A 25,134-nucleotide genomic window follows, 5' to 3' on the forward strand; every position below is an offset into this window, starting at 1 on the left:
AAGGGAGAGCGCGCCTCAGGGGAGAGAAGACCCGGCCCGGGGGAGGGAGAGCGGGCCTCAGGGGAGAGAAGACCGGGCCCGGGGGAGGGAGAGCGGGCCTCAGGGGAGAGAAGACCGGGCCCGGGGAAGGGAGAGCGCGCCTCAGGGGAGAGGGAACTCGGCCACCACTTCCCAGGCGCCCTCGGGGGTCGGCCCCGCGTACAGCCTGCCGCCGAGCGCCTCCACCCGCTCCGCCATCCCGACCAGGCCGAACCCGCCGCCGAGCCGCGAGAGCCGCGGATCCGACGCCGACCCGAAGTTGCTGACCCGCAGCACCGCGACCCGGCCGGCCAGCCGCAGCCCCGCCTGGATCCACGACGCCCCCGGCGCGTGCTTGCGGATGTTGGTCAGCGCCTCGCGCAGCACCCGGTGCAGCGTGGTCATCACCTCGGGCGGCAATGTGCCGTCGTCGATGCCCTGCCCGATCTCGAACGCCACCCGCGGCCCGTTCGCGGAGAACCGCTCGGTCAGCTCGCGCAGGTCGACCAGCGACGTGCCGGGGGTGCGGGCCGCCTCGTCCTCCGCCCGCAGCACCGTGACCAGGCGCCGCATGGCGCTCAGCGCGTCGCCGCCGGCCCCGGCGATGGCGTCGAGGGCGGGCACCACGGCCTCCGGCTTGACCTCCGCGACCGTACGGGCCGCCTGGGCCTGGACCACGATGCCGGTGATGTGGTGGGCGACGAGGTCGTGCAGCTCCCTGGCCAGCTCCAGGCGCTCGGACCGGCGTACGGCGTGGACGGCCTCGTTGCGGCGTTCCTGCTGGAAACGCAGGTAGCCGCCGATGCCGGCGGCCGTCGACCAGCCGGCGAACAGCAGGAACGAGAACGCCAGCCCGGTGCCGTCGGACAGGCGCCAGCCGCCCTCGGCCATGAGCACGACCAGCGTGACCACGCACAGCACCGCCGCCCGCCGGATCGGCTCCGCGTGGCGCAGCACGCCGATGGTGAGGACGAGCAGCGCGCCGGTCTCCGCCGACCCGGGCACGCCGGCCGTGGAGGTCACCGCGAAGACCAGCGTGACGGCCACCGACATGCCGGCCACCGCCGCGAACCCCTCCAGCCGCCACCGGCGGCGCAGCGCCACCGCCACCGCGCCGGCGGCGCCCGTGACGGGCACGAGCCACTGCGACCCGCCGTTCTTGGCCGCGATGGCCACGTCCAGCAGCAGCATCATGCCCAGCCAGCCGAGCACGGCGATCTCGCTCAGTCGTCTGATCCAGTACACGATGCGCTTGCCGTCCGCCACGCCTTGGAGCCTAGGCCGGAAGTCGGAGTGCCCGTATCGGCCGTTCGGCCGAGCGCCGAGGGCCAGGACCGGCCCTTCAGCGGAGGCGGCGGCGGGGGCCGGCGGCGGATGCTGGAGGAGTCCGAAAGGGGGACGAGGCCATGGTGGTCATCGGATTCACGCTGCTGGGTGTCGGGCTGGGTGTCGCGCTGCTGCTCGCGCTGGCCGACCCGGTGCTGCTTTCGCGGATCAACGGGGAGCACGCGGAGGGCGGCAGCGGCCGCCACATCGAGATGCCGCGCGAGGGGGCCCGGGTGCTTCGGCTGGCCAAGCAGGAGCGCGACGACCGGCACGAGCCCGCCGCCGCCTGACCTGTCGGCCGGGACGGGCCCGCCGCCGCCTGACGTGCCGGCCGGGACGGGCGGCGCCGAGCCCGCCGCCGCCTGACGCCGCGTGTCCGTTACCGTGGGGCCTATGACGAACGGTTTCGAAACCCTGGCGATCCACGCAGGTCAGGAGCCCGACCCGCTGACCGGCGCGGTCGTGCCGCCCATCTACGCCACGTCCACGTACAAGCAGGACGGCGTCGGCGGCCTGCGTTCCGGATACGAGTACAGCCGCTCGGCCAACCCCACGCGCACGGCGCTGGAGGAGGCGCTGGCGGCGGTCGAGGGCGGGGCGCGCGGGCTGGCCTTCGCCTCGGGCCTGGCGGCCGAGGACACCCTGCTGCGCACGGTGTGCAAGCCCCAGGACCACGTCATCATCCCCAACGACGCCTACGGCGGCACCTACCGGCTGTTCGCCAAGGTCAACTCCCGCTGGGACCTGCACTTCGACCCGGTGCCGCTCGGCGACCTCGACGCCGTGGCCGCGGCGATGACGCAGAAGACCCGCATCGTGTGGGTGGAGACGCCGACCAACCCGCTGCTGGGCATCGCCGACATCGAGGCCCTGGCCCAGCTCGCCCACGACAACGGCTCGCTGCTGGTCGTGGACAACACCTTCGCCTCGCCGTACCTCCAGCAGCCGCTGGCGCTGGGCGCCGACGTGGTCGTCCACTCCACCACCAAGTACGTCGGCGGCCACTCCGACGTGGTCGGCGGCGCCCTGATCGCGGCCGACCGCGGGCTCGGCGACGAGCTGGCCTACCACCAGAACGCCATGGGCGCGGTCGCCGGGCCGTTCGACTCCTGGCTCACGCTGCGCGGGCTGAAGACGCTGGGCGTGCGCATGGACCGCCACTGCGACAACGCCGAGCGCGTCGTCGACCTGCTGCTCGCCCACCCGAAGGTCACCCAGGTGCTCTACCCGGGGCTGGAGGAGCACCCGGGGCACGAGGCGGCGGCCAAGCAGATGAAGCGGTTCGGCGGCATGGTGTCCTTCCGCGTCGAGGGCGGCGAGGAGGCGGCCGTCGAGGTGTGCAACCGGGCCGAGCTGTTCACGCTGGGCGAGTCGCTGGGCGGCGTCGAGTCGCTGATCGAGCACCCGGGCCGCATGACGCACGCCTCCGCGGCCGGTTCGCCGCTGGAGGTGCCCGCCGACCTGGTGCGGCTGTCGGTCGGCATCGAGACGATCGACGACCTGCTGGCCGACCTGACCCGGGCGCTGGGCTGAGCCGCGCGCCCGGCCACGCCTACCTGGGCACCACCATCAGGAAGAGGATGACGAGCCAGATCACCGCCAGCAGCCCGCTGATGGCGGCGATCCGGCCGTTCTGAACCTTCGCGTCGTCCTGCGCGTCGGGGCTGGCGAGCACCCGTACGGCGGCGCGCAGGTCGCGGTCGATGAGCACGATGAGCACGACGGCCACGATGAACAGCGTCATCGACGCCGTCATGTACCACTTGCCGAGGATCGCGCCGCCCAGGGCCGCGCCGAGCGCGATCCCGAACACCAGGACACCCAGCGACGCGACACCGTAGATGCGGGTCGTGCGCTGGATGTTCTGCAGGACGGGCACGTTCTTGGCCCGGATGGCGCGGGGCGCGGCCATGGTGACCGCGGTGAGCGGGCCCACGGTGAAGATCGCGAAGCCGATGTGCAGCCAGAGAAGCAGGGACGACATGTCGCTGAGACTAGTCCCCGGCGATCTCGACCGTGGGCTCGACACCCAGCGGCGTCTCGACGCAGTCTTTGCCGTCCGGGGAGCAGCGCGTGACGAGTTCGGTGGCGACCACGGCCACCACCATGAAAACGATCAATACAATCATGGCGAACATGAGGCTCCCCTCCTTCCCCGTCGCGGACGTAAATATCGTCCGTAATGACTAGACGGTGTGGCAACGGAATAAGTTCGGCCCGGGTATGGTTGGGGACCGTCCCACTTTTCTCACCCTTTGGACACATGGGGGTGTCTTCCTTGGCCATCAGGCATGTCGAGCCGTACACCGATGAGTGGCTGAAGCAGCCGGCGTGCTACGCGAGCCTCGTCGTCGAACAGCTCGGCGCGGAGGTGTCCGACTGGTGGGAGGGTCCGTGCGACCCCCGCGCCGTCACCGTCCGGCTCGCCGACGGCACCGCCCTGGTGTGGGACGAGGAGAGCGGCTGGCGGCTCGGCCGCTACGTCGGCGGCGGCTCCGGCCGGCACACCGAGCTGACGGGCGTCCGCTACCTGGGCGGCGGGCTGCTGCCCCGGCCGGAGCGGGTGCCGGCGGCGCTCACCGACGCCCGCGAGGGCGTGGGCTCCAGCACCGCCTGGCGCCCCTGCTACCGCTCCCACCGCAACTGCCGCGACGGTTTCGACGTCGCCCTCGACTTCTACACCCGGCTCATCGACGCCTGAGAGCTCCTCCGTCGGCTCTCAGCGGGCCCGGCGCAGCCGCAGGAAGTCGCTGACCACGTACTCGCCGAGCCGCTCGGCGCTGGGCGAGAAGACCCGGCCGCCGTTCCTGCGGGCCACCTCGTCCACGAACTCCTTCAGCCGCTCGTCGGCCGCCAGCATGAAGACGTTGAGCGTCGCCCGCCGCCTGGTCATCTTGTCGACCTCGGCCAGCGTCAGCTCCAGCGTCTCGGCCGAGGGCGGCCACTCGAACGCCGAGTGCCCGTTGCGCATCAGGTGCGCCGTCGGCTCGCCGTCCGTGACCACCAGCACCACCGGCTCGAAGTCGGGGTGCCGGTCGAGGTGACGGCCCGCGATGAGCAGCGCGTGGTGCAGGTTGGTGCCCTGGACCATGTCCCAGTCGAGGCCCGCCAGCTCGTCCGGCTGCAGCACGCGCGCGTAGTTGGAGAAGCCGATGATCTGCACGGCGTCCTGCGGGAACTTCGAGGCCACCAGCGCCTGCAGGGCCAGCGCGGTCTGCTTGGCCGCCGCCCACGTGCCGCGCAGCGCCATCGAGTACGACAGGTCGACCAGCAGGCAGACGGCCGCGGCGCTGCGCCGCTCGGTCTCGGCCACCTCGAAGTCGTCCACCGACAGCCGTACCGCGGAGCCGCCGGCCCCCTCGGCCCGGCGCAGGCCGCCGTTGCGGACGCCGTTGACGAGCGTGCGCACCACGTCGATGGGTTGCTCGTCGCCGAAGCGCCACGGTCGTGACGAGCCGGTCAGCTCGCCCGCCGCGCCCGCGTCGCGCTGGTCGTGGTCGCCGCGCCGGCCCGCGTCCAGCGAGGAGAACACCCGGCGCAGCGCGGTCTCGCCGAGCCGCCGCACCGCCTTGGGGGTGAGCTCCAGCTTGCCCCTGCGGCGCAGCAGGTAGCCCTGCTCCTCCAGCTCGCGCTCGATCCGGCGCAGCGCCTCCAGGTCGTCCACCGCCGAACGGCCGAGGGCCCGCCGGACCGCGGCCTCGTCGATGTCGTCGAGCCGGGCCCCCGGGTAGTCCTGCCGCAGCGCCGACTCCAGCCGGGTCAGGTCGGCCAGCTCCTCCAGCGCCGAGACGGCGTCGCCCATGCCCAGCGGCTCCTCGCCGCTGAGCCGTTCGGGGGTGTTCCAGGCCAGATCGGGGCGGCGGGCGTAGAGCGACTCGCCGAGCCGGCGCATCTGGTCGGACAGCCCCGCCTGGTCGAGCGTCTGGTTGATGAGGTTGTTGAGCTCCTCGCGCTGGGCGGGCGTCATCGAGGCCAGCATGCGCTGCGTGGCGGCGGCGCGGCGGGCCAGGATGTCGACGAGCTCCTCCAGGTCGCGCGGACGCTCCGGGAACAGGTCGCCGTACGTGTCCATGAACGCGTCGAAGTCGGCCTGCGTGTGCTCGCCCCTGGCGTCCTTGTCGAGCATGTCGTTGAGGTCGGCCATCATCTGCCGGACCCGCTCCATGGCCGCCGGGTCGGGGTCGGCCAGCGCGTCGCGCAGCCCCCGGAACTGGCTGTCGAGCACCTCGCGCCGCAGCAGGTCGCGCAGCTCCTCGAACGTCCGCCGGGCGGCGGCCGAGCGCCACTCGTACGAGCTCAGCTCCTGGATGGCGCTCGCCGTGTCGTCGGGCAGCGCGTCCAGCTCGCTCTCGCGCAGCCGCGCGTCGTCGGACGGGTCGGGGAACAGCTCGGCCCGCTCCTGGCCGATGGCCTTGTCGAGCAGGGCGCGGGCCTGTTCGAGGGTGCCGTCGAGGCGGCCGCTCTCGCGCAGCTCGCGGCGGCGGCGGCGCACCTCGCGCAGCATGTCGTCGAGGCCCTTGCGGTCGTGCGCGCCGGGCAGGCCGCGCTTGAGCAGGTCACGCAGGGCGTGGACGGGGGTGGAGCCGGACAGGATGGCGTCGCCCATCTCGTCCAGCGCCGCCCGCACGTCGTACGGCGGGGCCAGGGGGTCGGGGCCGTCGTGGTACTCGCCATAGCGGTAGGCCATCACGGACCCACGCTAACCCCACGAGCCCGCTCACGCGTCCCCGTAGACCTCCCAGACCTGCTGGACCTCCTCGGTGACGGGCACGTAGTCGACCTGGACCGCCACCGCGTGCCCGGCGCCCTTGAGCGCCCTGGCCAGGTCGGCCGCCGTGCAGGGCTTGCGGCCGAGGCCGTCGCGGCCGGCGTTGACGGGCGAGCCGGCGAGCCACTTGTCGCCGCACCCGCGCGTCACGCGGCTGAACGACACGGCCCCGGTGTGGCCGAGCCGCACGGTACGGCCGGCGCGGGTGAACAGCACGGCCGAGTCCCCGGCCCAGCGCAGCGTGCCCCGTTCGACCCGGGACGGCGACGGCTGGGCGAGGACCTCGGTGACCGTCACCGCCCGCCCGTCGCGGTGCTCGACGCGGACCGGAACCGGGCCGCGCTTCAGGCTGTCGGCCAGGTCGTCGGTGGTGCACCGGGTGGTGCCGCGGCCCTTGCCGTCGATCGCGACCTCGCCCTCGGTCTCCTTGAGGTCGCAGGCCACGGTGACGCGGCGGTAGGCGGCCCCGGTGTAGGACAGCCGCAGCGGCCGGGCGCCGGCGAGAGCCGTGAAGCGGTGCAGCGGCCTGCGGTAGGTGGCGGCGCGGGGCGTGAGACGCAACGCGCCCGCGCCGTCGGCCCAGGCGTAGCCGTACACGACCGCCGTCGAGACCTGTGCGCGAGTGGTGGCGGAGGCCGCGGTCGCGGGCGCGCAGAGCAGGGCGCACAGGGCGAGAGCTGTGGCGTGGGCGAGCAGGCGCATGGGACGGTCCCCCCGGTCAGAGTGCTGGATCATCCACTCTGACGCGGGAGAGGCCCCGGTTGTTCACCGATGTTCCTTGGAGGATGCTCCGGCCTTCACTTCGGTCGGAGAGGAACCGGACTTTGCACAGCGGGGGTCAGTGTCGGCCCTGCTGTGTAGGTTGCCGATCGTGGCGGCGACTGCGGGCGGGGATGGTGGGTGTGCCCGATTCACCTACCGGCTGCGCGTGTCGTCTGCGGCGTGTGCCGGGTTGCTGGCGGAGTGGGATCGGTGTCGCTGGGTGTGGAACCAGTGCGTGGCCGCCTCCCGCACCGCATACACGGCGCGTGAGGAGTGTGGTCCGGCGAGGCTGGACAAGCTGTTGACAGGTTGACAGGTTGGCGGGCCGAGCACGAGTGGCTGGCCGGCGGGGCGTCGGTGCCGCAGCAGCACATCATCCGTGACTTCGCCCGCTCCCGGACCAAGGCTGTGAAGGACATCAAGGCCCGGCTGCCATTCAAGCGGCGGGCGGGGATGCCCCGGTTCAAGCGCAGTTGCCCGCTGATCCCTCGTCGGTTCGCCTCTACCGCGACGCCCTCGGGCACTGGTACGCCTCGTTCGTCGTACCAGCGCGGGTCGAGCCGTTGCCCGCGACCGGCCGGGTGATCGGGATCGACTGGGGCGTGGCGCAGGTCGCGACCACGACCAGCGATGGTCACGACCTCCCGCGCGCCGGGCACGGCCGCGAGGCGGCCGATCGGCTTGCCCGGTACCAGCGGATGATGGCCCGCCGCAAACCTCTGCCCGGCCGGCCCGCGTCGAAGGGCTACCGCGAGGCCGGGCGGCAGGCCGCCATGGCGTATCGGAAGGTGACCCGGCAGCGGCAGGACACGGCGCGTAAGTGGGCGAAGAAGGTCGTGCGCGACCATGACGTGCTGGCGGTGGAGGACTTCCGGCCGAAGTTCCTGGCCAAAAGCACCATGGCGGGCAAGGCCGCCGACGCCGCCATCGGCACGATCAAGGCGGAGCTGATCGCCATGGCGCGCAAGCATGGCCGCGGCCTGCACCACGTGCGGAGCCGTGTCCCCCAGGGACAAGAACTCCGCCCATGTGATGCTCGTCCGGGCTGGTCTGGCCCCGGCTGGTGCTGATCGCGTAAGACCTGACCGTCCGCCGGGCAGTCAGGCGGCGTGAGCCAGGAATCCCCCGCCTTCGGTCACTTCAGGCGGGGGAGCAGTCAAGTGCGGTAGACGGTCATCCCGTCGGTGTCGTCCTTGGACAGCCGGCGCATGAGGTACAGGCCCTCCAGGGCGAACTCCAGCGCCGCCGCGGCGTGCCCCGGAGACTCCTCGCCCTCGCCCATGCCCAGCCGCGACATGATCTTGGCGAGCCCTTCGACCGGGCCGATGCGGCGCAGCAGCTCGCCGGCCGGCACCAGCTCGCCCGACTCCACCTGGTTGCCCTGGGCGAACTTGTCGGTCAGCGCCGACAGGTCCATCCCGCCCAGCCGGCTGCGGAACGTCTCGGCCGTGGCCCGGCGCAGCAGGTGGGCGAGGATCTCGGTCTCCCGGCCCTCCTCGCTGACCTCGAACTCCACCTTGCCGCGCAGGCTGTGGACGATGCACGGCAGGTCGCACACCCGGGTCACGGGCCGCTCCTCGCCGGTGATCGCGGCCCGGCGCACGGCGGAGGCGGCCGCGGTCTCGGCGGCGGCGATGGAGAAGCGCGCCGAGACGCCCGAGCGGGCGTCGACGGAGGTGGACTCGCGGACCAGCCGGGTGAACCGGGCGATGGTCTCGACCAGGTGTTCCGGAACGTCGGCCCCGATGTCGGGCATCGACTCCTGCCGGATCAGCGCCAGCTCGTCCTCGACCGTCAGCGGATAGTGGGTGCGCACTTCCGCGCCGAACCGGTCCTTCAGCGGCGTGATGATCCGGCCGCGGTTGGTGTAGTCCTCGGGGTTGGCGCTGGCGATGAGCAGGACGTCCAGCGGGAGCCGCAGGTTGTAGCCGCGTACCTGGATGTCGCGCTCCTCCAGCACGTTGAGCAGGGCGACCTGGATGCGCTCGGCCAGGTCGGGCAGCTCGTTGACGGAGAAGACGCCCCGGTTGGTGCGCGGGACCAGCCCGTAGTGGACGGTCTCCGGGTCGCCCAGCCGCCGCCCCTCGGCGATCTTGATGGGGTCGACGTCGCCGATCAGGTCGCCCACGGACGTGTCGGGCGTCGCCAGCTTCTCGCCGTAACGCTCGTCGCGGTGCTTCCACGCGACGGGCAGCTCGTCGCCCAGCTCCTCGGCGAGGGAGCGGCAGCGCGTGCAGACCGGCGCGTACGGGTGGTCGTTGATCTCACAGCCCTCGACGACCGGGGTCCACTCGTCGAGCAGCCCGGTCACGGTGCGGATCAGCCGGGTCTTGCCCTGGCCGCGCTCGCCGAGGAGGACCAGGTCGTGCCCGGCGAGCAGCGCCCGCTCAAGGTGGGGCAGGACGGTGTCGTCGAAGCCCACGATGCCTGGAAAGCGGGGCTCGCCCGCCCTCAGCCTGGCCAGCAGGTTCTCGCGGACCTCTGCTTTCACGGTGCGATGAACGTGACCGCTTTCTCGCAACTCGCGGAGATTTAGAGGCTGATGCACGGGATCGAGACTACGTCCCCCGACACGAATGCGGCAGAGGTTTCGCGTCCGGCGCAGATTACGGATCTTGAGGATTGAGTGACGCGTTGTGTGCGTGCTTGTTCCTTTAGTGGGGAGAATCGGAGCCTAGGGAACTTGGAGCTGCCGAGGGAGGCGGGAAGCGTGGCCCTGATGACGAGCCGCTTCGCGGACGGCCTCGCCGTGGGTGCGGACCTTGAGGAGATCGCCGAGCGCGCCGTCGGGCAGGCGCTGTCACGACTCGGCGAGCAGGCCGACCTGGTCTGTTTCTTCATCTGCGGCGACGACCCCGACGACGTCGCGCGAGCCGGGCAGCGGGCGATGGCGCTCGCCCCCGACGCCCACGTGATCGGCTGCAGTGCCACGGGAGTGATCGGCGGCGGGCAGGGCGTCGAGCTGACGCCCTCCGTGAGCGCCTGGGCGGCCACGCTCGGCGAGGCCCGGCTGACCACGTTCGCGCTGGAGACCCTGAACGCCGAGGACCGGTTCGTGGTGGTCGGCCTGCCCGACCGCAGTCCCGACGACCACGTGGCGATCCTGCTCGCCGACCCCTACTCGTTCCCGACCGACGCGTTCGTCGAGCGCTCGGCGGACGTGCTCGGCGACCTCCCGCTGATCGGCGGCCTGGCCAACGGCGTCGGCGGGCGCGGCTCCGTCCGGCTGTTCGCCGACGGCGAGGTCTACACCGAGGGCGCGATCGGGGTCGTGCTCAGCGGCCCCGTGCGGATCCGCACCGTGGTCAGCCAGGGCTGCCGTCCCATCGGGCCGTCCATGGTCGTCACCCGCGCCGAGGACAACCTCCTGCTGGAGCTCGCCGGGCAGCCCGCGCTGGCCCGGCTTGAGGACATCGTCAGCGAGCTGGACGAGGACGACCGCGAGCTGGTGGCCGCCGGCCTGCAGATCGGCATCGCGATCGACGAGTACGCCGAGCGCCACGAACGGGGCGACTTCCTCATCCGCGGCGTGATCGGCATCGACCCCGAGCACGAGGCCGTGGCCATCGGCGACATCGTGGAGGTCGGGCGTACCGTCCGCTTCCAGGTGCGCGACGCCGCCACCGCCGACGAGGACCTGTACGACCTGCTCGACGCGCACAAGGCCGAGTTCGGGCAGGCGGACGGCGCGCTGCTGTTCTCCTGCAACGGGCGGGGCTCGGCCATGTTCGGCAGCGCCGACCACGACCCGGTGGCGCTGCGCGAGACGCTCGGCCCGATCGGCATGGCCGGCTTCTTCGCGGCGGGGGAGGTGGGCCCGGTCGGCGGCCACAACCACGTGCACGGCTTCACGGCGTCGGTGCTCGTCTTCTCGTCGGGGGCGGCGGGCGACGCGTGATCCTCGCGATCGACGTCGGCGGCACCAAACTGGCCGCCGGGCTGGTCGGTCACGACGGGACGGTGGCGCGGGCGCGGCGGGTCGCGACGCCGCAGGGCGCCGACGCCGAGACGCTGTGGAAGACGCTCATCGGCCTCGTGGAGTCGCTGGTGGCGCCGGATGCCCTCGTGAGCGCGTCCGGCCCGCTGACGGGTGCGTTCGGCGGGTCCGTGGGGTCGCCCGGTCCAGTGAAGGGTGTCGGGTCGGTGGGGTTGGCCGGTCCGGTGGAGGGTGTCGGGTCGGTGGGGTCGGCCGGTCCGGCGGAGGGTGTCGGGTCCGTGGAGCTCTCCGGGCCGGTCGAGGGGGTCGGGGTCGGGTGCGGCGGGCCGATGCGGTGGCCCGCGGGCGAGGTCTCGCCGCTCAACATCCCGGGGTGGCGCGGCTTCCCGCTGCGCGCCCGGCTGGCGGAGCGCTTCCCGGGGGTGCCGGTACGCCTGCACAACGACGCGGTGTGCGTGGCCGTGGCCGAGCACTGGCGGGGCGCCGGCCAGGGGACGCGCGACATGCTGGGCATGGTCGTCTCGACCGGGGTGGGCGGCGGGCTCGTGCTGGGCGGCCGGCTCGTGGACGGCGGCACGGGCAACGCCGGGCACATCGGACACGTGGTCGTGGAGCCCGTGGACGGCCCGCCGTGCGGGTGCGGGGGCCGCGGCTGTCTGGAGGCGGTGGCCCGCGGACCGGTCCTGACGGCCTGGGCGCTCGCCCACGGCTGGGTGCCGGGCGGCGGCACGGCGGCCGACCTCCCAGGACGCCTCGGAGACGGAGACAGACGTCCTGCGGACGCGGAGGGACGGCCGGGGGAGTGGACGGGACGTCTCGGATGTCGAGAGGAACGTCCTGAGGACGTCGCGGGACGTCTCGGATGTCGAGAGGAACGTCCTGAGGACGTCGCGGGACGTCTCGGATGTCGAGAGGAACGTCCTGAGGACGTCGCGGGACGTGCTCGGGGACGTGGAGGACGTCAGGGAGACGGTGAAGGACGTCCGGGACACCTCGGGGGACGTCCTGGGGACCTGCGGGGACGTCCTCAGGACGTCTTCGAACAGGCGACAGGCAGGGACGCGTACCCGGAGGACCGGGAGGTGACCGCGCGGGCGCTCGCCGCCGACGCGCGGGCGGGCGACGAGGTGGCGATGGCGGCCATGCGCCGCGCCGGGCACGCGCTCGGTGTCGCGATCGCCTCCGCCACTCACCTCTGCGACCTCGAACTCGTCACGGTCGGCGGCGGCCTGGCGCAGGCCGGGGAGCCGCTGTTCGGGCCGCTGGAGGAGGCGTTGCGCGCGCACGCCCGGATGGGGTTCGCCCGGCGGGTCAGGGTGACGCCCGCCGCGCTCGGGCAGGACGCCGGGCTGGTCGGCGCGGCGGCGCTCGTCCTCGCGGGCGACCGTTACTGGTCGAGCCCCCAGCTCGCGGCCAGCCGCTCGGCCACGGCCCCCTGCCTGGGCCGGTAGACGGCGAAGAACCGCTTGCCGCACTCCAGGTCGTCCAGGGCCGTGGCGATCTCCCGGCGCAGGTACGGCTCCGCGAGGCGCGCGGGCAGCGCCGGGGGCGACTCGGCCGACACGTCCACGACGGAGGACGGCCGTTCCCCCGGCCGCCCGCCGGGCCGGTCACCTACCGTGGCGTCGTCGCGGCCCGCCCTGACGTCAGCGGCCCTGACGTCAGCGGCTCTGGTGTCGGCGGCCCTGGCATCGTCGCGGCCCACTCCGGCGTCGCCGCGGCCTGTTCTGGCGTCGGCGCGGCGGCCCTTGGGGTCGTCACGGCTGCCCTGCTGCTCGCCCTGGACGACCCCGCGCTCACCCCGGCCGGCCTTGTGGCGGCGGGCGGCGGCCTTCTTCTCCAGGTCGTCCTTGAGCGCGGCGAACCGGTCGAGCTCCGCGGTGGCCAGCTCGGTCGGCGCCGTGGTGTCGATCGCGTACCCCTTGCCGGTCAGGCAGGCGGCGTACGCCCCCGCCAGGGCGAGCAGCTCCTGGTCGGTGTCCAGCTCGTTCTTCCAGGCCAGCCGGAGCGCCCGGACGTACTTCCTGCGCAGGTGGGCCGCGTCGGTGACGTCCCGGCCGAGGGTCTGCTTGACGGTGCTGACGTAGCACTCGACGCCGGCCGCGGCGTACGCGTCGGCGGAGCCGCCGTCCGTCCCGGGCTCGTCCGCCGGAGGAGTGCCGGGCTCGACGGCGACGGGCGTCCCGATGGCCGCAGGAGTGCCCGCCGGGCCGTCGGTGACGTGCGCCTCCATGGTGGGGGTGCCGATGGCGGGCGGCTCCGGGGCGCGGGTGGGCGCGGGAGCGGAGGAGGGGAGGGCGGGCCGCTCGGAGGGGGCCGTCGCGAGCAGCGGATCGGCGTCCGGGAGGGTCGCCAGCGGCGGAGGCGTCTCCGGCACGTACGCGAGCGGGTCATCCGGGTGGACGAGCGCGGCGAAGACCCCGAAGCCGTACCGCGCCCGGTACTCGCGCATGGCCGCGTAGTCGCCCGCGCGGCGGCGCAGCTCGTCGGCGGCCGGCGGCGCGGGAGTCCCCGACGTCGAACCGGGCGCGGCCGGCGTGTACGCCAGCCCCCGTCCCCTCATGCACGCGGCCATGACCTGCTGCTGCCGCCCCAGCATGCCCGGCGCCGGCGGCGGGGCGGGCACGCCGCACCCGGTCGCGACGACGCCCACGACGGCGACGCCCAGGAGGGCCACGATCTTGCGCATGACGGCCAGGGTAGAGGCTCCCGCGCCCGGCGGCTCCCGCGCGATCCGCGTGCGCGCGCCGCGGAGCACGTGACGGCGGCCCACCGGCGGGTGATTCGTGTCATACGTCACTCCTGTCAGGCTTGTAACGCTTCCGCGGGCTCCTTCCAAGCAGGGGTGTAGATCGACGAAGGGAGCATGGCCGGTGCGTCGCAAACAGGTGGAGATCGCCACGGATCCCGTGGCCTTCGAAGCCTTCTACCGGCGGCACGTCGACGCGATCACCCGCTTCCTCGCCCGCCGGGTGGAGGACCCGCACACGGTCGCCGACCTGGTGGCCGAGGTGTTCGTGGCGGTGCTCGACTCCGCCCACACCTACCGGGCGAGCCGGGGCAGCGAGATCGCGTGGCTGTACGGCGTGGCGAGGAACACGCTCTCGGCCGAGCGGCGCCGCGCGTTCAGGGAGACGAGGCTGGCCGACCGCGTGAGCGGGCGGCGGCTGCTGGACTCCGACGACGTCGCCCGCCTGGAGGAGCGGATCGACGCGGAGGGCAGGGCCAGGCGGGCCTTGGAGGCCATGGCCGGGCTGCCGGAAGGGGAGCGCGCCGTGCTGGAGCTGGTCGCCATCGACCAGCTCACCGTCACGGAGGCCGCGCAGGCCCTCGGCATCCGGCAGGGCACCGCCCGGGTCCGGCTGCACCGCGCTCGCCGCGTGCTGCGCGACATCCCCCTCGTCATGGAAGGAACCACAGGATGAGTTTCGAGGAGCGCCTGCTGATGGAGCTGAAAGCCGAAGTCGCCGCCCGCGGGGCGGAGCACCGCCGCCGGATGACGGTCCGCCGCCTGTTCGCGGGGGCGGCGGTGGCCGGGGTGGCCGCCGCCGCGGCCGTGGCCGTGCCGCTGCTGACCGGCACCGAGTCGCCCGCGTACGCGGTGACCAAGAACACCGACGGCACGATCCGGGTCCAGATCAAGGAGTTCAGGGACGCCGACAAGCTGGAGGCGGACCTGGCACGCATGGGCGTCACGGCCGACGTGACCTATCTCAAGGCCGGCACGTGGTGCAAGCCGGACAGGGGACAGGTCGCGGGGGGCGAGGCCAAGACCCCCGAGGAGTACGACAGGTCGATCTCCGGCAAGGCCATCCGCCCGGTCAAGGGCGGGATCGACATCGACCCGAAGTACTTCGGCGGGAACCGGACCGCGGTGCTCATGTACGCCGAGAGAGTGAAGGACGAGCAGGTGGGCCAGGCCTTGAAGCCGCACGTGCTCTGGCAGTACGCCGGGTTCGTGGTGGAGGGCCCGGTCAAGCCGTGCGTCGCCGTCAAGAACCCGACCTGGGACGACGTCGACGGCCAGGGGCAGCCGCCGGCCGGTAGCTGACCTCACCCCAGGCGCGAGGTCCGGCCCCGGATCCGGGCCGGACCTCGCGCCGTCACACCTCGGGACGGCTGGGCTGGAAGAGCCAGGCGTCGAACAGCGTGTCGAGCTGCTTGCCCGACAGCCGCTCGGCCAGCGCGATGAACTCGGGCGTGGTGGCGTTGCCGTACTTGTGGTCGGCCACCCAGGTGCGCAGCAGCTTGAAGAACGTCTCGTCGCCGACGGCGCGGCGCAGCACCTGCAGCGTCATGGCGCCGCGCCGGTAGACCGACTGGTTGAACAGGTCGCCGGGCTTGGCCCGCCCCGGCGGGTACTTCCAGATCGGGTCGTTCTTCGCGGCGTACTGCCGGCGGAACATCGCCTCGGCCGTGGCCCCGCCGGTGTGCTCCGACCACAGCCACTCGGCGTAGGTGGCGAAGCCCTCGTTGAGCCAGAGGTCCTTCCAGCGCTCGATGCTGACGCTGTCGCCGAACCACTGGTGGGCCAGCTCGTGGGCGATGATGCTGGTGTCGGGGTCGAAGCCGCCGTACATCGGCTTGGTCTGGTTCTCCAGGGCGTAGCCCGCGGAGAAGTTGTCGACAACGCCGCCCGTGGCGGAGAACGGATAGGGGCCGAAGACCTTGCTCCAGTAGTCGGTGACCTCGCCCGAGACGCGGTAGAGCTTGCCCAGCGCGTCGTGGTAGGCGGGGTCGACGGCGGCGAGGTTGGGAATGCCGCCGGCCGTCCTGCCCTGGCGCAGCTCGAACTTGCCGAGCGTCGCCGTGGCGAGGTAGGTGACCATCGGGTGGGTCTCGCGCCACGTGAACGTGGTGCGCCCGCCCGGTGCGGCCGTCTTGCCGGTCAGCTCGCCGTTGGCCAGGGCGGTCAGGCCCCGCGGCACGGTGATCCGGAAGTCGAAGGTGGCCTTGTCGGCGGGGTGGTCGTTGTTGGGGAACCAGGTCTTGGAGCCGGACGGCTCGGAGGCCACGAACGCGCCGTCGGTCGTCGGGATGAAACCGTAGGTGCCGAGGTTGGACGGGTCCTTGACCGGCTTGGGCTCGCCGGCGTAGGTGACCTTGACCGTGAAGCGGGCGCCCTTGGCGAGCGCCGTGGCCGGGGTGATGACGAGCTCGTCGCGCCGGCGGTCGAAGCCCGCCTTGGCGCCGTCGACCGTGACCTCGCTGACCTCCAGCCCGCGCAGGTCGAGGTTGAAGCGCGACAGCGGCTGGGTGGCCGTGGCGTCGATCGTGGTGACCCCGTCGAGGTGCTTGGTGGCCGGGGTGTAGCCGATCGTGACGTCGTAGTGGCCGACGTCGTAGCCGCCGTTGCCGTCGAGCGGGAAGTCGGCGTCGCCGATGCCGGGCGCCCCCGCGCCGGCGTCGGCGACGGGGGCGGGCGTGCCCTTGCCGGAGGCCGCCGGGGTGGCGGCGGCGCCGTCGCTCGGCGCGCAGGCGGGCAGGGTCAGGAGCGCGAGCAGCGCGGCGGTCGCCTGGCGGGTGAACCTCATCGGAGTCGCGCTCCCCCTTCGTAGCGTGACACGTAGCTTACGCGGTGTCACGAGCGCGCAGGGAGCTCCGCGGCCTCGGCGCGGTCACGCTCGGACCTCTCAGAGATTACCCCGGCGGTCCTGCTCACGCTCGATGGCTTCGAACAGCGCCTTGAAGTTGCCCTTGCCGAAGCCCAGCGAGCCGTGCCGCTCGATCAGCTCGAAGAACACGGTCGGCCGGTCCTGCACCGGCTTGGTGAAGATCTGCAGCAGGTAGCCGTCCTCGTCGCGGTCCACCAGGATCCGGCGCTTCTTGAGCTCCTCGATGGGCGCCCGCACCTGGCCGATCCGGGCCCGCAGCTCCGGGTCGTCGTAGTACGAGTCGGGCGTGTCGAGGAACTGCACGCCGGCCGCGCGCATGTGGTCGACCGTGGTGAGGATGTCGTTGGTGGCCAGCGCGATGTGCTGGACGCCGGGGCCGCCGTAGAACTCGAGGTACTCGTCGATCTGCGACTTCTTGCGGCTGACGGCCGGCTCGTTGAGCGGGAACTTGACCTTGCGGGTGCCGTCGGCCACGACCTTGGACATGAGCGCGGAGTACTCGGTGGCGATGTCGTCGCCGACGAACTCGGCCATGTTGGTGAAGCCCATGACACGGCGGTAGAACTCCACCCACTCGTCCATCTTGCCGAGCTCGACGTTGCCCACGCAGTGGTCCACGGCCTGGAACAGGCGGCCGTTCTTGACCGCGGGCGCCGCGACGAGCGGCTCGGCGGGCTCGTAGCCGGGCAGGTAGACGCCGCCGTAGTTGGACCTGTCCACGAGGGTGTGGCGGGTCTCGCCGTAGGCGGCGATGGCGGCCAGCGTCACCTTGCCGCGCTCGTCCTCCACCGTGTACGGCTCGACGAGCCCCCGCGCGCCCTGCCGTACGGCGTGGGCGTAGGCCGACTCCACGTCGGGCATGTCGAGGGCGAGGTCGATCACCCCGTCGCCGTGCTCGGCCACGTGCCGGGCCATGTCGGTGCCTGGCCTGATCGAGGAGCGCAGCTCGAACCGGGCCGAGCCCGAGGTCAGGACGTAGGCGACCTCGTCGCGGCTGCCGTTCTCCGGCCCGCGGTAGGCCACCAGCCGCATGCCGAAGGCGGTGGAGTAGTAGTGAGCGGCCTGCTTGGCGTTGCCGACGGCGAACACCACGGCGTCCATGCCGTTAACCGGAAAGACATCAGTCATGCCACTAAATGTCGACTTATCTGAGCGGGTTGTGCAAGAGTTACTTGAATCAATGGACAATCTGCCCAGTGCCTGCCCGAAAACGCCGGAGTTTCTGTACACCATGACGATCGACGATCTCGACGCCCGCCTCATCGCGCTGCTCCACGCCGAGCCGCGCCTCGGCGTGCTGGAGTGCTCGCGCCGCCTCGGCGTGGCCCGGGGCACCGTCCAGGCCCGGCTCGACCGGCTGCTGGCCAGGGGAGTGATCACCGGGTTCGGGCCCGACGTGTCGCCCGCGGCCCTCGGCTACACCGTCACGGCGTTCGTCACGCTGGAGATCAGGCAGGAGGCCGGGCACGATCCCGTGTCGCACGGCCTCGCGCGCATCCCCGAGGTGCTGGAGGTCCACACGATCACCGGCGGCAGCGACCTGCTCTGCCGGGTCGTGGCCCGCACGAACGCCGATCTCCAGCGGGTCATCGACCAGATCGTGGACGTGCGCGGCGTGCGCCGGACGTCGTCCGTCATCGCCCTGGACACGCCCGTTCCGTACCGGGTGCTCCCGCTGGTGGAGGATGTCCCGCGCCATGGCGGGCAGCAGTACGTACGATCCCCGTAGGGACAAGGCACCGTCGCCGGTCGTCTAACCTTGACGTTCGCCCAGCATACGGGGGTTTGCGAGGTGCGGAGCGGTGGTGGGATGGGTAAGCGAAGACGTCGGATCCTCAAGAGGTTGCTGATCGCCGGCGGTGCCGGACTCCTTCTGGCGATCGTCGCGTTCGGCATCGCGTACGCCATGACACCGATCCCCGACAGCACCCAGAAGCAGGCCACGGCCCAGGGGTCGGTCATCTACTACCGCGACGGCAAGAGCGTCCTCGCCCGGCAGGGCGTGGACCGCCGCCTCGTCGAGCTGGCCAAGGTGCCCCAGCACGTGCGCGACGCGGTCATCGCGGCCGAGAACCGCTCCTTCTACGAGGACGCCGGCGTCTCGGTCAAGGGCACCGGCCGCGCCCTGTGGTCCACGCTCACCGGCCAGCAGCTCCAGGGCGGCTCCACCATCACCCAGCAGCTCGTGCGCAACTACTACAGCGGGCTCAGCCAGGAACGCTCCATCACCCGCAAGATCAAAGAGATCATGATCTCGATCAAGGTGGACCAGTCCAAGCCCAAGGACTGGGTGCTGGAGCAGTACCTCAACACCATCTACTTCGGCCGCGGCGCCAACGGCATCCAGGCCGCCAGCCAGGCCTACTTCGGCAAGGACGTCGGCAAGCTCACCGTGGCCGAAGGGGCCTACCTCGCCTCGGTGATCCAGCAGCCCAGCCGCTTCGCCGACCCCAAGGGCGCCGACCTGCAGGCCGCCCGGACCCGCTGGCAGGCCGTGATCGAGGCGATGCGCCAGACCGGCACGCTCGGCGCCCAGGAGGCGGCGGCCCAGACCTTCCCCACGCTGAAGGCGCCGAAGAAGCCGTTCGTGCTGCGGGGCCAGGCGCAGTACATGCTCGACCAGGTCACCGCCGAGCTCAACCGGCGCGGCTACAGCGACGAGGACATCAACAGCGGCGGCCTGCGGGTCGTCACCACGTTCGACAAGAAGCTCATGCAGGCGGCCGAGCGGGCCGTCAAGGACACCGTGCCCGCCGCCACGCCGAAGGCGGTCCGCACCGGGCTGGCGGCCGTCGACCCGGCCACGGGCGAGATCGTCGCCTTCTACGGCGGCAACCCCAAGCTCACCGGGTACGACAACGCCTTCTCGGCCAAGGTGCCCGCCGGGTCCACGTTCAAGGCGTACACGCTGGCCGCCGCACTCAACAACGGCTACGACCTGTCCACCCAGGTCAACGGCAACTCGCCGATGCGCGTGGCCTCCGACCCCACGCACCCGATCCCCAACGACAGCGGCCGCTCCTACGGCACGATCGACCTGGTGCGGGCCGCCCAGAACTCCGTCAACACGGCGTTCGTGGACCTCGGCCAGAAGGTGGGCCTGGACAAGGTGGCCGCCACCGCCGAGGCGGCGGGCATCCCCGCCGCGCAGTTGCGGCCGCACCAGGCCGCGGCCACGTTCCCGCTGGGCGTCGCCTCGGTGAGCGCCGTGCAGAACGCCTCCGGCTTCTCCACTTTCGCCAACAAGGGCGTCCACGTCGAGGCGCACGTGGTCAGGTCCGTCACCGACGGCAAGGGCGTCAAGAACGTGGTCAAGCCCGCGTCCCGGCAGGTGATCGCCGAGCAGGCCGCCGCCGACACCACGTACGCCCTCCAGCAGGTCGTCAAGTACGGCACCGGCACCGGGGCCCGGCTCGACGACCGCCCGGTCGCCGGCAAGACGGGCACCACGGACGAGTCGAAGTCGGTCTGGTTCAACGGCTTCACGCCGCAGCTCGCGGTCGCGGTCGACATGTTCCGCTCCGACAACAAGACGGTCACCATCCCCGGGTACGGCGTGCAGTTCGGCGGGCAGCTCCCGGCGCAGGTGTGGCGGGCGTTCATGACCGAGGCCATGCGCGGCAAGCCCGTCGAGGAGTTCCCCGAGCCGTCCGACTACGGCTACCGCGACTCGTACACCACGCCGTACGACGACCCGTACGCGCAGCGCGAGACGCGCGTACCGGACGACAACGGCGGCCCGCCCACCTCCCAGCCGAGCGGGCCTCCCGAGACGACGCAGCCCGAACTCACCGACCCGCCGCAGACGCAGCGGCCGGACGAGCAGGGCCCGCCGGACCGTCCCGACGACGGCGGCGGCTTCACCCAGGAGCCGCAGACCCCGAACGGCCCGCCGGACGACCAGGGCGGCCCGCCGCGGTCACCCTTCGGCTAGCGGGCGGCCCCGCGCGGCCACCTCGCGGGCGGCTCTGGGCGCAGCTCCCGGAGCCACCCTCCCGCCAGCTCGCGGCGCAGCTCCTCGGGCGTGGTGACGGGCATGCGGCAGGTGAACCCCCGGCACACGTACGCGGCGGGCGCCCCGCCCACGAGCCCGCGCCCCTCCAGCAGGGCCGGCCCGTCCGGCGCCGCGTCGCCCCCCGGGATGCCCAGGGCGACGACGAGGCCGGGCGCGTCCGCCAGCAGCGCCTCCTGGTGCAGCGCCCGCGTGCGCGCGTCGTCCGGCGGCCCCACCACCGCCACCTCCACCGGCCCGTCCAGCGCCACCCGGGCCACCGCGAGCCCCCAACCGGCGAACCGCGCGTGCGAGCCGGCCAGCACCGACACGGTGCCGAGCGCCGCCCGCGCCGCCTCCCGGTGCCGCTCCGACCCGGTCAGCGCCGCGTACGACAGCAGCGCCCCCGCCGCGGCGTACTGCCCCGACGGCGTGGCGTTGTCCGTGGGGTCCTGGGGCCGCTGGAACAGCCGCTCGGCGTCGTCGGCGGTGTCGAAGAACCCGCCCGTCCCGTCGGCGAACCTGGCCAGCACGGTGTCGAGCAGCGCGCCGGCCGCCCGGAACCAGCGGGTGTCGCCGGTGACGCCGTGGAGTGCGATCAGGCCCTCGGCCACGTTCGCGTAGTCCTCCAGCACTCCCGCGTTCGTCCCGGCCCGGCCGTCGCGCGAGGTGCGCAGCAGCCTGCCGTCGCGCAGGTGGACCCGGTCGAGCAGCGTGGCCGCGGCCACGGCCGCCTCGACCAGGTCGGGCCGGTCGAACACCGCGCCGGTCTCAGCCAGCGCCGCGACGGCCAGGCCGTTCCAGGAGGCCACGACCTTGTCGTCGCGCCCCGGGCGCACCCGCGTCTCCCGGGCGGCCAGCAGCCGGGCGCGCACGGACGCGAGGCGCTCGGCGTCGTCCGGGTCCTCCAGGAGCTGGAGCACCGACGTGCCGTGCTCGAACGTGCCGGTGACGGAGAACACCCGGGCCGCCCAGGCGCCGTCGTCCTCGCCGAGCACCTCGCCGAGCTGCTCCGGCGTCCAGACGTAGAACTTGCCCTCCTCGCCCTCGCTGTCGGCGTCGAGCGCCGAGGCGAAGCCGCCCTCGGGCGTGCGCATCTCCCGCAGCAGCCACTCGGCGGTCTCCAGCGCGATCCGCCGGGCCCGCTCGCCCCCGCCGGCCTTCCACCAGTGGGTGTAGACCCGCAGGAGCAGGGCGTTGTCGTAGAGCATCTTCTCGAAGTGCGGCACGACCCACCGCGGGTCCACGCTGTAGCGGGCGAACCCGCCGCCGAGCTGGTCGTAGATGCCGCCGCGGGCCATCGCGTCGAGCGTCTTCCCGCTCATCTCCCGCTCGCCCGACCGCAGCAGGAACTCCAGCACCATCGACGGCGGGAACTTGGGCGCCCCGCCGAAGCCGCCGTGCGCCGGGTCGAAGGAGGCCCGCAGGTTGTCCATGGCCCGCTCCAGCGTCTCCGCCGTGGGCAGCGGCCCGCCGGGCAGCGTCGTCTGCGAGGTGAGCGCCGACACCACCTGCGAGCCCTGCCGCAGCACCGCCTCGCGCTTGCCGGTCCACGCCTCGTGGACGGCCGCCAGCAGCCGCTGGAAGTCGCGCCGCGGGAAGTACGTGCCGCAGTAGAACGGATGGCCGTCAGGGGTGGCGAACACGGTCATGGGCCAGCCGCCCTGACCCGTCATGGCCTGGGTGGCGCCCATGTAGACGGCGTCCACGTCGGGCCGCTCCTCGCGGTCCACCTTGACGTTGACGAAGTTCGCGTTCATCAGCCGCGCCGTCTCGGCGTCCTCGAAACTCTCGTGCGCCATGACGTGGCACCAGTGGCACGCCGAGTAACCGACGCTGACCAGCAGCGGCACGTCACGCCGCCGCGCCTCGGCGAACGCCTCCTCGCCCCACGGATGCCACTCGACCGGGTTGTCCGCGTGTTGGAGCAGGTACGGGCTCGTCGAGTCCTTCAAGCGGTTCATCAAGACCTCCCCGGGTCACCCTACGGGGCCTACCTGCCCGCGCCTCCCGGTCACATACCGGCTTCGCGCGCGTACCGGGGCGTGGAGGCGTAGGTTACGGAGAGTGGACCTCGAGTACGTGCGCGCCCACGCCGGGCGCCGCGTCACGGACCTGACCCGCAGGGACGTGGCGCGGGCGCTGCTGTCCGTGCCGTCCGGCATGTCCCTGGTGGCGCTGCCCGACCTGCGGCGCGCGATGGCCGCCGCGGGCAACCCGCTGTCGCCGGTCTTCTGGGACTCGGCCAAGGAGATTCTGCTCCAGATCGAGGCGTGCGTCGCCACCGTGGGCGAGGTGCAGCGCTGGGTCGAGTCCACCGGCACCGAGCCGATCCTGCTGACGCCCGGCTTCTTCATCTGGCCGGAGGAGGACGAGCGGGGGCCGGTGGGCGAGGAGATGTTCTCCCGGCTCGTGCGCCACCTGGAGGAGCGCGTGCGGGCCGGCGAGATCGACTCCGACGCGCTGCTGCGGGGCGACCAGCGGGCCCGCCGCGCCTACGAGGAGCTCCAGGACCGGTGGCTGAACACGCCGCTGCCCGACGGCCGGGTGCCGGGCTTCGCGGTCGCCGACGAGCAGAACGAGGAGCTGATGGCCGTCTTCGAGGAGCAGGAGGCCACGGCGCTCGGCGAGCTGCGCCGCGTCGTCGCCGGCCTGCCGAGACAGCCGGAGCTGCCGGTCGCCGACCTGGAGGGGGCCGCGGCGCGGCTGCGGGTGCTGCTCGGCCAGCCGGGCTACCCGGCCAACGTGCTGCGGGCCTGCGCCGGGTTCGAGGAGCGGCCGATGCCCGACGACGACATGGAGCTGTGGCTGTCGGTGGCCGCGGGCATCGCGGGCCCCATCTCCGACCTGTCGGAGGAGGACGACACCGTCGAGGAGTTCACCGACCTGGACGGCGAGGTGAGCCACGAGGACCAGGTGCTCGCCGCCCTGTGCGAGATCCAGTACGCCGACTGGCTGGCGGCGGCCGCCGCGCTGGTCCGGCTCGGCCCGGGGGTGCTGGCCTCGCCCGAGCGGATCGCGCGGCTCATCGCCGAGTCGCCGGACATCACGGCCGAGGTCGACATGAGCGACCCCGACGAGCTGCGCGGCAGCGAGCGGCTCTTCACGCCCGTGGTGACGCTGTGGGGGCATCTGGGCATCGTGGACGCCGACGACGTGCTCACGCCCCTCGGCTGGTGGGGGCTCCCGCTGGCCCTGGAACGCGCCTGGTCGCCGAAGGAGTACTGACCTGCCTCCGGCTTCAGGACTCCGCGGAGTCCACGAGGTCCTTGTACTCGGGGTGACGCTCGATGTACCTCGCGACGTACGAGCACAGCGGCACGACCCGCAGGCCGGTGTCGCGGCTCATGTCGAGCGCGTGGCCGACCAGCCGGCCCGCGAGCCCCTGGCCCTCGTGCTCGGGCCGCACCTCGGTGTGGGTGAAGACGATCTTCTGGGGCAGCAGACGGTAGTCGGCGAACCCGGCCACCTCGCCGTCCACGAGAACCTCGAACCGGCTGCGGGCCGGGGCGTCGACTACTTCGATGGCCATCTACTCGGCTTTCCTGTCGTCCGTGTCGCCCTCGTGCGGGACCTTGATCTTCGACATCTGCTTGTTCATCGACTTGATGAGGAAGTACAGGGCCACCCCGATGAGGGCGACGACGACGAAACCGAGCAGGCCCGGGCTCACGTCACCGGCTGCGAGAACTGTCACGGTTCCAGTGTGCCACCGGGGTGCGGTGGTCGGCCCATCGGCGGGTGTGCGCAGGTCGGCTCAGGGGCAGGCGGGCGAGACCTCGTCGGCGTGGATGCCGGTGAACAGGTCGTCCTCGGGCAGCTCGGTGTCGACCAGCGAGCGGGCCAGGTGGTAGTCCTCGGTCGGCCAGATCTCCTGCTGGAGCTCGCGCGGGCAGACGAACCACCAGCTGTCGGGGTCGATCTGCGTGGCGTGCGCCTTGAGCGCCTCGTCGCGGATCTCGAAGTAGTCGCCGCACGGCACGCGGGTCGTCACCGGCCACTTGGCGGGGCGGTCCTCCCAGCGCGCGATCCAGTCGGCGTACGGGGAGCCCATGCCGCGCGAGGTCATGGCCTCGTGCAGCGCCTCGAACCGCTCCTTGGTGAAGCCCATCTGGTAGTAGAGCTTCAGCGGCTGCCACGGCTCGCCCGTGCCCGGGTAGCGGTCGGGGTCGCCGGCGGCGTCGAACGCCTCCACCGAGACCTTGTTCGTCATGATGTGGTCGGGGTGCGGGTAGCCGCCGTCGTCGTCGTAGGTGATGATGACGTGCGGGCGGAACTCGCGCACGGCGGCGACCAGCGGCCGGGAGGCGTCCTCCAGCTTCTGCAGGGCGAAGCAGCCCTCGGGCAGCGCCTCGTCCTCGTTCTCCGGCAGGCCGGAGTCGACGAAGCCGAGGAACTGCTGCCGCACGCCGAGGATCTCGCGCGCGCGGTCCATCTCGGCCTTGCGCACCTCGGCGATGTTGGCCACGATCTCGGGCCGGTCCATCTTCGGGTTGAGCACCGAGCCCCGCTCACCGCCCGTGAGCGTACAGACCAGCACCTCCACGCCTTCGCGGACATAGCGGGCCATCGTCGCGGCGCCCTTGCTGGACTCGTCGTCAGGGTGGGCGTGGACGGCCATCAGCCTCAGCGGTGCACTCACGGGCTCGATGTCTCCTCAGTCGGACCGAACAGGCGCCCAGAGAGGTTACTTTCTGCTGGGCGGTCGCGAGGGCAC

At 72.6% G+C, this 25,134-nt stretch carries 24 protein-coding genes; 11 read left to right on the plus strand and 13 right to left on the minus strand.

Annotated elements, in window-relative coordinates; translation table 11 throughout:
- Positions 1–141: 141 nt before the first annotated feature.
- Positions 142–1,284 carry a sensor histidine kinase gene (locus HD595_RS22420; RefSeq protein ID WP_253772061.1) on the minus strand — a complete coding sequence of 381 codons (1,143 nt, stop codon included), beginning with the start codon at positions 1,282–1,284 and terminating at the stop codon, positions 142–144.
- A 140-nt stretch (positions 1,285–1,424) separates the two neighbouring features.
- Between HD595_RS22420 and HD595_RS22425 the strand changes: the two genes are divergently transcribed.
- Both HD595_RS22425 and HD595_RS22430 read left to right on the plus strand, forming a co-directional pair.
- On the plus strand, positions 1,425–1,634 hold the full coding sequence (locus HD595_RS22425; protein WP_253772063.1) for a hypothetical protein: 210 nt from the start codon (positions 1,425–1,427) through the stop codon (positions 1,632–1,634).
- A 103-nt stretch (positions 1,635–1,737) separates the two neighbouring features.
- Positions 1,738–2,877, plus strand: coding sequence for a cystathionine gamma-synthase (locus tag HD595_RS22430; RefSeq protein WP_253772065.1), 1,140 nt, complete (start codon positions 1,738–1,740; stop codon positions 2,875–2,877).
- A 19-nt stretch (positions 2,878–2,896) separates the two neighbouring features.
- Here HD595_RS22430 and HD595_RS22435 read toward each other — a convergent pair whose 3' ends face one another.
- Together HD595_RS22435 and HD595_RS22440 are read right to left on the minus strand one after the other, a co-directional pair.
- Positions 2,897–3,328 (minus strand): DUF2269 family protein, encoded by a 432-nt coding sequence (locus tag HD595_RS22435; RefSeq protein WP_253772066.1) that lies wholly within the window; start codon positions 3,326–3,328, stop codon positions 2,897–2,899.
- A 10-nt stretch (positions 3,329–3,338) separates the two neighbouring features.
- A complete protein-coding gene (locus tag HD595_RS22440) occupies positions 3,339–3,482 on the minus strand; it encodes a hypothetical protein (RefSeq protein ID WP_253772067.1) in 144 nt (47 codons plus the stop codon).
- A 131-nt stretch (positions 3,483–3,613) separates the two neighbouring features.
- Here HD595_RS22440 and HD595_RS22445 point away from each other — a divergent pair, with 131 nt between their 5' ends.
- Complete coding sequence (locus HD595_RS22445) at positions 3,614–4,045, plus strand: DUF6292 family protein (RefSeq protein ID WP_253781274.1); 432 nt, start codon at positions 3,614–3,616, stop codon at positions 4,043–4,045.
- An 18-nt stretch (positions 4,046–4,063) separates the two neighbouring features.
- Here the strand turns inward: HD595_RS22445 and HD595_RS22450 are convergent, their stop codons facing one another.
- Both HD595_RS22450 and HD595_RS22455 read right to left on the minus strand, forming a co-directional pair.
- Positions 4,064–6,031 (minus strand): vWA domain-containing protein, encoded by a 1,968-nt coding sequence (locus tag HD595_RS22450; protein WP_253772068.1) that lies wholly within the window; start codon positions 6,029–6,031, stop codon positions 4,064–4,066.
- A gap of 30 nt (positions 6,032–6,061) precedes the next feature.
- A complete protein-coding gene (locus HD595_RS22455; protein ID WP_253772069.1) occupies positions 6,062–6,814 on the minus strand; it encodes a hypothetical protein in 753 nt (250 codons plus the stop codon).
- A gap of 533 nt (positions 6,815–7,347) precedes the next feature.
- Between HD595_RS22455 and HD595_RS22460 the strand changes: the two genes are divergently transcribed.
- Entirely contained in the window at positions 7,348–7,944 is a 597-nt protein-coding gene (locus HD595_RS22460) for an RNA-guided endonuclease InsQ/TnpB family protein (RefSeq protein ID WP_253772070.1), read from the plus strand.
- An 86-nt stretch (positions 7,945–8,030) separates the two neighbouring features.
- On the opposite strand, the gene HD595_RS22465 is transcribed toward HD595_RS22460, so the two are convergent.
- The gene (locus HD595_RS22465) at positions 8,031–9,452 is read right to left on the minus strand and encodes a sigma 54-interacting transcriptional regulator (RefSeq protein ID WP_420540759.1); all 1,422 of its coding nucleotides are present in this window, start codon (positions 9,450–9,452) and stop codon (positions 8,031–8,033) included.
- Positions 9,453–9,593: 141 nt separating this feature from the next.
- Between HD595_RS22465 and HD595_RS22470 the strand changes: the two genes are divergently transcribed.
- Together HD595_RS22470 and HD595_RS22475 are read left to right on the plus strand one after the other, a co-directional pair.
- Complete coding sequence (locus HD595_RS22470) at positions 9,594–10,772, plus strand: FIST signal transduction protein (RefSeq protein ID WP_253781276.1); 1,179 nt, start codon at positions 9,594–9,596, stop codon at positions 10,770–10,772.
- Positions 10,769–12,262, plus strand: coding sequence for an ROK family protein (locus tag HD595_RS22475; RefSeq protein WP_253772072.1), 1,494 nt, complete (start codon positions 10,769–10,771; stop codon positions 12,260–12,262). Before HD595_RS22470 ends, HD595_RS22475 begins: the two co-directional genes overlap by 4 nt.
- On the opposite strand, the gene HD595_RS22480 is transcribed toward HD595_RS22475, so the two are convergent.
- On the minus strand, positions 12,199–13,500 hold the full coding sequence (locus tag HD595_RS22480; protein WP_253772074.1) for a hypothetical protein: 1,302 nt from the start codon (positions 13,498–13,500) through the stop codon (positions 12,199–12,201). The two genes, HD595_RS22475 and HD595_RS22480, sit on opposite strands and share 64 nt — an antisense overlap.
- 184 nt (positions 13,501–13,684) lie before the next feature.
- Here HD595_RS22480 and HD595_RS22485 point away from each other — a divergent pair, with 184 nt between their 5' ends.
- Complete coding sequence (locus HD595_RS22485) at positions 13,685–14,236, plus strand: RNA polymerase sigma factor (protein WP_253772076.1); 552 nt, start codon at positions 13,685–13,687, stop codon at positions 14,234–14,236.
- Entirely contained in the window at positions 14,233–14,862 is a 630-nt protein-coding gene (locus HD595_RS22490; protein WP_253772078.1) for a hypothetical protein, read from the plus strand. The genes HD595_RS22485 and HD595_RS22490 overlap by 4 nt, the downstream gene beginning before the upstream one ends.
- A 52-nt stretch (positions 14,863–14,914) precedes the next feature.
- Here the strand turns inward: HD595_RS22490 and HD595_RS22495 are convergent, their stop codons facing one another.
- Both HD595_RS22495 and hppD read right to left on the minus strand, forming a co-directional pair.
- On the minus strand, positions 14,915–16,345 hold the full coding sequence (locus HD595_RS22495) for a M1 family metallopeptidase (RefSeq protein ID WP_253772080.1): 1,431 nt from the start codon (positions 16,343–16,345) through the stop codon (positions 14,915–14,917).
- Between the two features lie 99 nt (positions 16,346–16,444).
- Entirely contained in the window at positions 16,445–17,554 is a 1,110-nt protein-coding gene (gene hppD, locus HD595_RS22500) for a 4-hydroxyphenylpyruvate dioxygenase (protein WP_253772081.1), read from the minus strand.
- Between the two features lie 103 nt (positions 17,555–17,657).
- Between hppD and HD595_RS22505 the strand changes: the two genes are divergently transcribed.
- Together HD595_RS22505 and HD595_RS22510 are read left to right on the plus strand one after the other, a co-directional pair.
- Positions 17,658–18,155, plus strand: coding sequence for an Lrp/AsnC family transcriptional regulator (locus tag HD595_RS22505; RefSeq protein ID WP_253772083.1), 498 nt, complete (start codon positions 17,658–17,660; stop codon positions 18,153–18,155).
- 114 nt (positions 18,156–18,269) lie between these two features.
- Positions 18,270–20,360, plus strand: coding sequence for a transglycosylase domain-containing protein (locus tag HD595_RS22510; protein WP_253772085.1), 2,091 nt, complete (start codon positions 18,270–18,272; stop codon positions 20,358–20,360).
- Here HD595_RS22510 and HD595_RS22515 read toward each other — a convergent pair.
- The gene (locus HD595_RS22515; RefSeq protein WP_253772086.1) at positions 20,357–22,381 is read right to left on the minus strand and encodes a thioredoxin domain-containing protein; all 2,025 of its coding nucleotides are present in this window, start codon (positions 22,379–22,381) and stop codon (positions 20,357–20,359) included. The two genes, HD595_RS22510 and HD595_RS22515, sit on opposite strands and share 4 nt — an antisense overlap.
- A 103-nt stretch (positions 22,382–22,484) precedes the next feature.
- Here HD595_RS22515 and HD595_RS22520 point away from each other — a divergent pair, with 103 nt between their 5' ends.
- A complete protein-coding gene (locus tag HD595_RS22520; RefSeq protein WP_253772088.1) occupies positions 22,485–23,645 on the plus strand; it encodes a hypothetical protein in 1,161 nt (386 codons plus the stop codon).
- A 13-nt stretch (positions 23,646–23,658) separates the two neighbouring features.
- Here the strand turns inward: HD595_RS22520 and HD595_RS22525 are convergent, their stop codons facing one another.
- Genes HD595_RS22525 through mca form a run of 3 tightly spaced genes read right to left on the minus strand, consistent with a single transcriptional unit; the run spans position 23,659 to position 25,059 of the window.
- A complete protein-coding gene (locus HD595_RS22525) occupies positions 23,659–23,949 on the minus strand; it encodes a GNAT family N-acetyltransferase (protein ID WP_253772090.1) in 291 nt (96 codons plus the stop codon).
- Complete coding sequence (locus HD595_RS22530; RefSeq protein WP_175592777.1) at positions 23,950–24,114, minus strand: hypothetical protein; 165 nt, start codon at positions 24,112–24,114, stop codon at positions 23,950–23,952. It abuts the gene before it with no gap.
- Between the two features lie 60 nt (positions 24,115–24,174).
- On the minus strand, positions 24,175–25,059 hold the full coding sequence (mca, locus tag HD595_RS22535; RefSeq protein WP_253772091.1) for a mycothiol conjugate amidase Mca: 885 nt from the start codon (positions 25,057–25,059) through the stop codon (positions 24,175–24,177).
- Between the last annotated feature and the right edge of the window lie 75 nt (positions 25,060–25,134).

Source organism: Nonomuraea roseoviolacea subsp. carminata (assembly GCF_024172185.1).
GTDB lineage: Bacteria > Actinomycetota > Actinomycetes > Streptosporangiales > Streptosporangiaceae > Nonomuraea > Nonomuraea roseoviolacea.

Coding starts and splice junctions, on each gene's coding strand:
- HD595_RS22425 (WP_253772063.1), top strand. CDS start 1,425: ATGGTGGTCATCGGATTCACGCTGCTGGGTGTCGGGCTGGGTGTCGCG.
- HD595_RS22430 (WP_253772065.1), top strand. CDS start 1,738: ATGACGAACGGTTTCGAAACCCTGGCGATCCACGCAGGTCAGGAGCCC.
- HD595_RS22435 (WP_253772066.1), bottom strand. CDS start 3,328: ATGTCGTCCCTGCTTCTCTGGCTGCACATCGGCTTCGCGATCTTCACC.
- HD595_RS22440 (WP_253772067.1), bottom strand. CDS start 3,482: ATGTTCGCCATGATTGTATTGATCGTTTTCATGGTGGTGGCCGTGGTC.
- HD595_RS22450 (WP_253772068.1), bottom strand. CDS start 6,031: ATGGCCTACCGCTATGGCGAGTACCACGACGGCCCCGACCCCCTGGCC.
- HD595_RS22455 (WP_253772069.1), bottom strand. CDS start 6,814: ATGCGCCTGCTCGCCCACGCCACAGCTCTCGCCCTGTGCGCCCTGCTC.
- HD595_RS22470 (WP_253781276.1), top strand. CDS start 9,594: ATGACGAGCCGCTTCGCGGACGGCCTCGCCGTGGGTGCGGACCTTGAG.
- HD595_RS22480 (WP_253772074.1), bottom strand. CDS start 13,500: ATGCGCAAGATCGTGGCCCTCCTGGGCGTCGCCGTCGTGGGCGTCGTC.
- HD595_RS22490 (WP_253772078.1), top strand. CDS start 14,233: ATGAGTTTCGAGGAGCGCCTGCTGATGGAGCTGAAAGCCGAAGTCGCC.
- HD595_RS22495 (WP_253772080.1), bottom strand. CDS start 16,345: ATGAGGTTCACCCGCCAGGCGACCGCCGCGCTGCTCGCGCTCCTGACC.
- hppD (WP_253772081.1), bottom strand. CDS start 17,554: ATGACTGATGTCTTTCCGGTTAACGGCATGGACGCCGTGGTGTTCGCC.
- HD595_RS22505 (WP_253772083.1), top strand. CDS start 17,658: ATGACGATCGACGATCTCGACGCCCGCCTCATCGCGCTGCTCCACGCC.
- HD595_RS22515 (WP_253772086.1), bottom strand. CDS start 22,381: ATGAACCGCTTGAAGGACTCGACGAGCCCGTACCTGCTCCAACACGCG.
- HD595_RS22525 (WP_253772090.1), bottom strand. CDS start 23,949: ATGGCCATCGAAGTAGTCGACGCCCCGGCCCGCAGCCGGTTCGAGGTT.